The organism is Clostridium sp. BL-8 (genome assembly GCF_002006495.1).
Classification (GTDB): domain Bacteria; phylum Bacillota; class Clostridia; order Clostridiales; family Clostridiaceae; genus Clostridium.
The window spans coordinates 1-7,589 of record NZ_LZZL01000150.1 but is presented as its reverse complement, the minus strand read 5'-3'; the positions used below and the strand labels follow the sequence as shown (position 1 = coordinate 7,589).

Here is a 7,589-nt window from a genome sequence, read left to right as displayed (position 1 = left end):
ATAACAAGTCCACTTGCAAGGCTATTTTGGACTCGTTATTTATTTTCATGTGCCTTATTTATATGTTCCTATATCGCTTCTACAATATGCACCTTCAAAAGTAACATACTTAATGTTTTCATAAGCATCATTTCTAGCTTCTTCTAAAGTTTTTCCAAGCCCTATAACAGACAATACTCTACCGCCATTTGTCTTTAAGACTCCATCTTCAGCTTTAGCTCCAGCTAAGAACACCTTATCTTTTACCTTTTCATCTATTTTTATTTCATGTCCCTTAGTGAATTTTCCTGGATATCCTTTTGATGCTAAAACAACATTGATACAAACTCCGTCATTCCACTCAATTGTGGTCTTATATAGTTCTTCTCTTAGTGCTGCTTCAATAACCTCTACCAAATCACTTTCCATTAAATAAAGAACTGATTGGGTTTCTGGATCTCCCATTCTTACGTTATATTCTAGAAGGTAAGTCCCCTTATTAGTAATCATAATCCCAAAGAAGATAATCCCTTTATAATCAAAACCTTCTTCTTTAATTCCATTTAAAGTCTTAGCCATAATATTTTCTTCAAAGTCCTTCATTACGTCTTCTGTAACATAAGGATTTGGAGCAAGCACTCCCATGCCCCCTGTATTAGGTCCTTTACCATTATCAAATATCTGCTTATGATCTTTTCCTGATACGAATGGTATAACTGTTTTACCATCTGTAATTGATAAAATTGAAGCTTCAATACCTTCAAGGAATTCTTCTATTACTATTTTTTGCCCTGCTCCATTAAAGATATCCTCTACCATATAATCTTTTACAGCCTGAGCTGCTTCATCTTTGTTTGCACATATAGCAACACCTTTTCCAGCAGCAAGCCCGTCTGCCTTTACAACTGTTGGATATGAACAGGTTTCTAAGTATTTAAGCGCTTCATCTGCGCTCGTAAAAGTTTCATATTCTGCAGTTTTAACTCCATATTTTTTCATGAATTCTTTCGAGAAGCTTTTACTGCCTTCAAGTCTTGCAGCACTTTCAGCCGGTCCAAATATTTTAAGTCCTTCTCTTTTGAATTTGTTTACAATACCTTTTGTCAATGGATCTTCAGGTCCAACTATTGTTAAATCAATAATTTCCTTCTTTGCAAACTTTACCAATTCATCTAAATCGGTTATATTAATATTTTCGCATTTATGTTCAATTGCAGTTCCACCATTTCCTGGTGCAACAAATATCTTTTCTACTTTTGGACTTTTGGCTAATTTCCAAGCTAAAGCATGTTCTCTACCACCTGAACCAATTAAAAGAAGTTTCATACAATACCTCCAAATCTTAGTGTTTAAAGTGTCTATATCCTGTGAATACCATTGCTATTCCATGTTCATTACATGCATCTATTGATTCTTGATCCCTCATGGATCCACCTGGCTGGATTATAGCTTTAATTCCGTTTTTAGCTGCTTGATCCACAACATCTCTAAATGGGAAGAAGGCATCTGATGCAAGAATTGTAGCTCCTTTACCTCTCTTTAACGCATCTTCTGTTGGCCAAATTCTATTAACTTGACCTCCACCAATTCCTAAAGCTATTCCATTATGAGCAACAACAATAGCATTTGATTTAACATATTTAACTACTTTCATTCCAAATAATAAATCTTTCATTTCTTCATCAGTTGGTCTCTTTTCAGTTACAACTTTAATCTCTTCAATTAATTTATTATCCTCTTCTTGAACAAGCATTGCTCCATCAACGGTAACCATATATCTATCTGCTTTGGGTTTATTATGGAATTTAAGAACTCTTAAATTCTTTTTAGTCTTCAATACCTCTAAAGCATCTTCATCATATTCTGGTGCTGCTATAACTTCTAAGAAGATCTTAACCATTTCTTCAGCAGTTTTCTTATCAACTTTTCTATTAAATGCAACAATTCCACCAAATATTGAAGTCGGATCTACTTCATATGCTTTCATGTAAGCTTCATATGCATCTTCTCCAACTGCAACTCCACATGGCGTATTATGCTTTAATGCACAGCATGCTGGTTCATCAAATTCATTAGCACATTTCCAAGCAATATCACAGTCTTTAAAGTTATTGTAAGATAATTCTTTACCATTTAATGTTTCAAATGTATTCATAGCTCCATCAAGCATTGTTGCTGAATAAACTGCTGCAGTCTGATGTGAATTTTCTCCATATCTAAGTCCTTGCATCTTCTTATATGAAACCGAAAGGTATTCTGGATATTCTTCCTCATCATCAGCTAATAAGAAGTTTGAAATAGCACCATCATAAGCACTCATAAGATTAAATACTTTACCTGCTAACTTTTTCTTTGTCTTTAAAGATGCTTCTCCACTTGCTTCAATTTCTTCCATTACAACTTTATAGTCATTTTTATCCGATATTACTACAACATCTTGGAAGTTCTTAGCAGCTGCTCTAAGCATTGTAGGACCTCCAATATCTATAAATTCAACCTTCTCTTCAAACTCTAAATCTTCTTTAACTTTTTCAAAGAACGGATAAAGATTTACCACTACATAATCTATTGTATGAATATTTCTTTCCTTTAAAGTATCCATATGTTTTTCATTATCTCTTATAGCTAAAATTCCAGCATGAACTAATGGATGAAGAGTTTTTACTCTTCCATCTAGCATCTCTGGGAAATTAGTAACTTCATTAATTTCAATTACATCCAAACCATTTTCCTTAAGATATTTATAAGTCCCACCTGTTGATACAATTTCAACATCTTTTGCTGCTAAAAATTTAGCAAACTCTAAAACTCCATCTTTATCAAATACACTTATTAAAGCTCTTTTTTTCATAAAACACCGCTTTCTTCAGTTAACAATTAACAGTTAACAGTTAACAGTTGTGGATAAAACTCCTGACGGAGTTTCCTAAAATTATGGTTTTTTTAAACTGCAACCCTTAACTATAACTTTAACTAAGTTTTTTATAAAATAATTTAGAAATTACGTAGTAAAAAGTGAGAATCAAAAGCTAACTGATTCTCGCTTTGCTATTAACAAATTCAACTTTACCTTCACTGATTAATTTGATTGCCTGTGGCAATAGTATATGTTCTTTTTCCAAAATCCTCTTTTGGAGTGTTTCCGCATCGTCCTCAAAGCAAACTGGCACTACCTCTTGAAGAAGTATTGCTCCCCCATCAACTTCACTATTCACAAAATGAACCGTGCACCCTGAAAATCTTACCCCGCTTTTAATTGCGGCTTCATGAACCTTTATTCCGTACATCCCTGGCCCGCAGAAAGCTGGAATTAAAGATGGATGAATATTTATTATCTTATTATCAAATTCTTTTAATATTTCTCCATCTAAAATCGCTAAAAATCCTGCAAGAACTATTAAATCAACTTTTCCCTTTGTTAATTCTAATATCTTATCCGAAGCTTCTTCTCCATATTCACGTCTAGAAACAACAAAAGTTTGTATATTATGTTTTTTAGCCCTCTCTAAGGCATAAATATTATCGCGGCTGCCTATAACCATTTCTATTTTAACATTGAGCTTTTTATTTTCCACTGCATCAATTATAGATTGAAGATCTGTTCCTCCCCCAGAAACTAAGACCGCTATTTTAAACAAATACCTTCACCTCCAGATGTTACACAACCTATTTCATAAGCTTTTTCTCCCATTTCTACTAAAGCTTTTATAATAGATGCCACATCTTTTTCATTAACAGCAAGCACAAAACCTATACCCATGTTAAATGTGTTGTACATATGTTCTTTATCTACACCTTTTTCGATAATTCTTTCAAATATAGCTGGAAGTGGATATGAATCTTTCTTTATTACAGCAGTAAATTCTCTGCCATTGAACATTCTTGGAACATTTTCAATAAAACCACCACCAGTAACATGTGCCATTCCTTTTATTTCATAACTTTCTAATAGCTTAAGTACAGGTTTCACATAAATCTTAGTTGGAGTAATTAATGTTTTCCACACTTCTTCACCATTAAATTCTTCGTTTAGGTCTGGAAATACTTTTCTAATTAATGAATATCCATTAGAATGAACTCCTGAAGATGCAATTCCTATTAATTTATCTCCTTCTTTAATATTACTTCCATTGATGATCTTATCCTTGTCAGCTATACCTACAGCAAAACCTGCCATATCATATTCGCCTTCTGAATAAAAACCTGGCATCTCAGCTGTTTCTCCTCCTATTAAAGCGCAATCAGAATCAACACATCCATCTGATATACCTTTAACTAAATCTGACGCAACTTCTGCTTCAAGTTTTCCACAAGCAATATAATCTAAGAAGAATAGTGGTTTTGCTCCATGACATAAAATATCATTTACGCACATAGCAACACAGTCTATTCCAACTGTATCGTATTTCTTATTTTTAAATGCAATTTCAAGTTTTGTTCCTACTCCATCAGTTCCAGAAACTAGTACTGGCTTTTCATATCCTGATGGTAATTCAACCATTCCTGCAAAACTGCCAAGTCCGTTTAAAACATATTGACTCATAGTTCTAGCAGCATATTCTTTAATCAATTTAACAGATCTATATCCTTCTTCGATATTAACTCCAGCTTCTTTGTAAGTAATCATTTATTAACTCCGCCTTTCAAAATGCTATTAGACATATTCAAAAAAATAGTTAATGATATGCCCTAGTAGATATCTAAATCTCTTTTTCTACTGGTGCTGCTACTGGATAAATGCCATTGAAGCATCCCATGCAGAATCCTTCTCTATCATCACAGCTTCTATAAACGCCTTCTTCACTTAGATATCCTAAATAATCGGCTCCTATCATATCTCTAATTTCCTCTACAGTGTGATTAGCAGCAATAAGCTCACTTCTATAAGGTGTATTTATTCCAAAATAACATGGATATTTTACACTTGGAGAAGCAATTAAGAAATTAACTTCTTTTACTCCAGCACGTCTAAGTGATTCAATTAAATGCTTTGAAGTAGTTCCTCTTACTATTGAATCATCAATTAGTATAACTCTTTTGCCTTCTAAATTTGATTTTAATGGATTTAACTTTACTGCAACTGCTCTTTCTCTTATTTCTTGAGATGGTGATATAAATGTTCTTCCAACATATCTATTTTTTATAAATCCAGTGTCATAATGTATCCCTGAAGCTTTTGCATATCCTATTGCTGCTGGTATTCCAGAATCCGGAACTGCAATAACCACATCTGCCTCTAACGGATGCTCTCTAAATAATTGTTCCCCTGCCTTTACCCTTGTCGTATGAACTTCAAGCCCATCAATTCTTGAATCAGGTCTTGCAAAATATATATATTCAAAAGCACATGTCTGACATTTAGTATTTTCAGAATATCTATATGATTGTATTTCTTGCCCATTTATTATTACTATTTCACCTGGTTCTACATCTCTTACAAATTCAGCGCCTATTGCGTCTAAAGCACAACTTTCAGAAGTTAGTATATATCCCTCTTCAATTTTCCCAATTGAAAGCGGTCTTATTCCATGTGGATCTCTAGCCCCAATTAATTTATCTTTTGACATGATAACTAATGCAAATGACCCTCTAATAGCAGCCATAGCATCAACTACTGCCTTTTCAAGACCTTTTTTAGCACTTCTTGCTATAAGGCAGGCAATTACTTCTGAATCACTTGAAGTATGAAAAATCTGCCCTGCATCTTCTAGTAATTCTCTTAAAACATCATCATTAACTAAGTTTCCATTGTGGGCCATAGCTATTGAACCAATCTTAGATGTAGTTACTATCGGCTGAGCATTTTCAATGCCTTGACCTCCAGCAGTTGAATATCTTACATGACCTATAGCTATATTTCCTTTTAATTTTTCTAAATCTTCTTGCTTAAATGCTTCTGTTATAAGCCCTAAACCTTTATGGATGTCAATCTTTTCCCCATCTGCTACTGCTATTCCTGCACTTTCTTGACCTCTATGTTGAAGAGCATAGAGTCCATAATAAGTCATTGATGCAACATCTATTGGTTTATTAGCAAAAACGCCAAAAACACCGCACTCATCCTTAAATTTATCATTACTTGGATCTATTATTAATTCAAAATCTGGATTACTCATTCATACAATCCTTTCATATCATTATTTATTTGCTAAGGCACATAAAGAGAAATAATAGCCAAGCCTGCTGATCTATTATTTTTAATTGTGCCTAAAAAAACTCAAAATAGATTCAATTTAGGCACTCAATAAAAATATTACTTTGAAATTCTCTTTAAGATTTCAATATAAGCATCTTTAACATTACCTAAGTCTCTTCTAAATCTATCCTTATCTAATTTTTCTCCTGTTGTAGCATCCCAGAATCTGCAAGTATCTGGTGAAATTTCATCTGCTAAAACTATTGTACCATCGCTGCATCTACCAAATTCAATTTTAAAATCAATTAAATTAATATTTTGTGCTGCGAATACTTCTTTCAATACATCATTTATTGTAGCTGTCATTTTTAATATTACATCTATTTCTTCAAAAGTTGCTGCTCCAATTGCTACTGCATGGTAACTATTTATAAGTGGATCTCCTAATTCATCATCCTTATAAGAGAACTCAAATACTGTAGTCTTAAGTTTATATCCTTCTTCAAGACCTAATCTCTTAGCCATACTTCCTGCAGCTACATTTCTTACGATCACTTCAAGTGGTACTATTTCAACCTTTTTACATAATTGTTCTCTATCACTTAACTTCTTAATAAAATGAGTTTTTACTCCTTTTTTCTCTAAAAGTTCAAAAAGAATTGCTGTTATCTCGTTATTCATAACACCTTTATCTTCAATTTGTCCTTTCTTTTCTCCATTAAATGCTGTTGCATCATCTTTGTAATATATTATTACTTCGTCTGCCTTATCTGTAGCGTAAATCTTCTTTGCTTTTCCTTCATACATCATTTCTAATTTTTCCATTATAGTTCTACCCCTTCCGCATTTTCCTCTATAAATTTCTTTTTCATATTTAATCTGAATTCTTTTAATTTATTTTTTAATTCATCATTATTAACTGATAACATTTGAACTGCTAACATTCCTGCATTATAACTGTTGTTTATTCCAACAGTTGCAACTGGAATTGATTTTGGCATTTGTACTATTGAATATAATGCATCTAAACCTTCAATAGCAGCTTTAACTGGTACTCCTATAACAGGAAGTATTGTTTTTGATGCAATAACTCCTGGTAAATGTGCTGCAAGCCCAGCTCCAGCAATCACTACCTTGCATCCTTGTTCTTCAATTTCTTTCAATGTTTCTTCTAACTTTTCTGGTACCCTATGAGCTGAAAGTACAAAAGCTTTATATTCTATTCCAAATTCTTTTAAAGCATTTGCAGCTCCCCTCATAACCTCTGTGTCTGATTTACTTCCAAAAAATATTGCAACCTGCATCTCTAATCCTCCCATTTATTCAGTTAACAGTTCACAGTTACTGTAATTGTTCATTGTTAACTACTTAAAATAATTTATTTTAAATATACATTTTTCCAGTATGTTCTTAAGAATATATATTCTTATATTCTTATATTCTTATATTCTTATATTCTTATATTCTTATATTC

At 32.8% G+C, this 7,589-nt stretch carries 7 protein-coding genes; all 7 read right to left on the bottom strand.

All coding sequences use genetic code 11. The features are described 5' to 3' along the window. Window positions 1-54: 54 nt before the first annotated feature. The 7 genes from purD to purE all read right to left on the bottom strand — a co-directional run bounded on the left by purD (window position 55) and on the right by purE (window position 7,419). On the bottom strand, window positions 55-1,305 hold the full coding sequence (purD, locus tag CLOBL_RS26215) for a phosphoribosylamine--glycine ligase (RefSeq protein WP_077861686.1): 1,251 nt from the start codon (window positions 1,303-1,305) through the stop codon (window positions 55-57). Window positions 1,306-1,321: 16 nt separating this feature from the next. Then, on the bottom strand, window positions 1,322-2,830 hold the full coding sequence (purH, locus tag CLOBL_RS26210) for a bifunctional phosphoribosylaminoimidazolecarboxamide formyltransferase/IMP cyclohydrolase (RefSeq protein ID WP_077861685.1): 1,509 nt from the start codon (window positions 2,828-2,830) through the stop codon (window positions 1,322-1,324). 178 nt (window positions 2,831-3,008) lie between these two features. Further along, window positions 3,009-3,617, bottom strand: a complete 609-nt coding sequence (gene purN, locus CLOBL_RS26205; protein ID WP_077861684.1) for a phosphoribosylglycinamide formyltransferase — start codon at window positions 3,615-3,617, stop codon at window positions 3,009-3,011. Continuing rightward, window positions 3,605-4,606, bottom strand: a complete 1,002-nt coding sequence (gene purM, locus CLOBL_RS26200) for a phosphoribosylformylglycinamidine cyclo-ligase (RefSeq protein ID WP_077861683.1) — start codon at window positions 4,604-4,606, stop codon at window positions 3,605-3,607. The genes purN and purM overlap by 13 nt, the downstream gene beginning before the upstream one ends. A 73-nt stretch (window positions 4,607-4,679) precedes the next feature. Then, window positions 4,680-6,095: an amidophosphoribosyltransferase gene (gene purF / locus CLOBL_RS26195; protein ID WP_077861682.1), complete on the bottom strand. Its 1,416-nt coding sequence runs from the start codon at window positions 6,093-6,095 to the stop codon at window positions 4,680-4,682. Window positions 6,096-6,232: 137 nt separating this feature from the next. After that, window positions 6,233-6,940, bottom strand: a complete 708-nt coding sequence (purC, locus tag CLOBL_RS26190) for a phosphoribosylaminoimidazolesuccinocarboxamide synthase (protein ID WP_077861681.1) — start codon at window positions 6,938-6,940, stop codon at window positions 6,233-6,235. After that, window positions 6,940-7,419: a 5-(carboxyamino)imidazole ribonucleotide mutase gene (gene purE / locus CLOBL_RS26185; RefSeq protein WP_009168973.1), complete on the bottom strand. Its 480-nt coding sequence runs from the start codon at window positions 7,417-7,419 to the stop codon at window positions 6,940-6,942. Before purE ends, purC begins: the two co-directional genes overlap by 1 nt. Window positions 7,420-7,589 lie beyond the last annotated feature (170 nt).